General features: G+C 50.9%; 2 protein-coding genes. Both read right to left on the reverse strand.

Annotated features, from left to right (window positions below; all coding sequences use genetic code 11):
- Positions 1–32: 32 nt before the first annotated feature.
- On the reverse strand, positions 33–875 hold the full coding sequence (locus OI69_RS18370) for an IS3 family transposase (protein ID WP_039353964.1): 843 nt from the start codon (positions 873–875) through the stop codon (positions 33–35).
- Positions 876–883: 8 nt separating this feature from the next.
- Positions 884–1,174 carry a transposase gene (locus OI69_RS18375; RefSeq protein ID WP_039353969.1) on the reverse strand — a complete coding sequence of 97 codons (291 nt, stop codon included), beginning with the start codon at positions 1,172–1,174 and terminating at the stop codon, positions 884–886.
- Between the last annotated feature and the right edge of the window lie 62 nt (positions 1,175–1,236).

Raw genomic sequence — 1,236 nt, forward strand, 5'->3', positions numbered from 1 at the left:
CTTGATCTGTCCCCGAAATTATTCCCACCTAATTACGCTGCCATTTCATAATGCACCGGCGTTTGATAACCCAGCGTTGAGTGCCTGCGGCGGCGATTGTAAAACACCTCAATATAATCAAACAGGGCGTTCATTGCCTGCTCTCTACTGCTAAACGCTTTACCCTGCATCAGTTCCGTTTTCAGCGTGTGGTAGAAGCTTTCCATTACCGCATTATCATAACAGCAGCCTTTCCCGCTCATTGAGCAGACTAAATCATTGTTTTTCAATATCTCACGATACCGATGGCTGGCGTACTGGCTACCTCTGTCCGAATGCACGATGACCTTCCCCGTCGGTCTGCGCTGTTTTATTGCCATCTCTAACGCGTCAATCACCAACTGCTTTTTCAGGCGATTACTCAGACTCAGGCCGATAATGCGTCTGGAATACAGGTCAATCACCGTCGCCAGATACAGCCAGCCTTCTCCCGTGCGGATATACGTGATATCTGACGCCCACGCGATATTCGCCGCTGACGGATTAAACGCCCGGTTCAGCAGATTGGGCGCGACCGGATAATCATGCCGGCTGTTGGTCGTCACTTTATAACGAACCAGATTCGCCGCTTTCAGACCTGACTGTTTCATCAGGCGGCTGATACGTGCCTTGCCGTGAAATCGTTGCTCATCGCGTAAATCACTTTGCAGGCGCCGGATACCGTAAGTCCCCCGGCTGTCGTGATGCAACTGAATCAGCCTCTGGCTCAGGGTGTCGTCAGACAACTGTCGTTGGCTGGGTGTTCGGTTGCGCCATGACTGGTAACCCCGCCTGCTGACATTGAGCAACAGGCAAATTCGCTTCACTGCGTGGAAAGCCGATAACTGAGTGACCATGGCGTATCTTAGCGGCTTTCCCGCGCAAAGAACGCCGCCGCTTTTTTCAGGATAAGTTTATCCTCTTCCAGTTCAGCGATTTTGGCTTTAAGACGGCGGATCTCCAGTTCCTGTTCGGAAAGCTGTGGCGTGTTGGAGAAAGCAGCCCCCGCCTTATCCTGATAGAGTTTTTTCCAGTTGTAGAGCGTGTTCTCTTTGATATCAAGCTCCTGTGCCATACGGGCAACAGACTTGCCGCTTTCGCGCAGCAATGCAACAGCTCTGCGCTTGAACTCCGGAGTATATTGTTGTCTTGACATAGTGACCTCGCTTTCGTTGATTGATTTGAAAACAAGGTGAGCGCTAAATCAAGGACAGATCA

Origin of the sequence: Pectobacterium fontis (genome assembly GCF_000803215.1) — a bacterium.
In the GTDB taxonomy this organism is placed as follows: Bacteria; Pseudomonadota; Gammaproteobacteria; order Enterobacterales; family Enterobacteriaceae; genus Pectobacterium; species Pectobacterium fontis.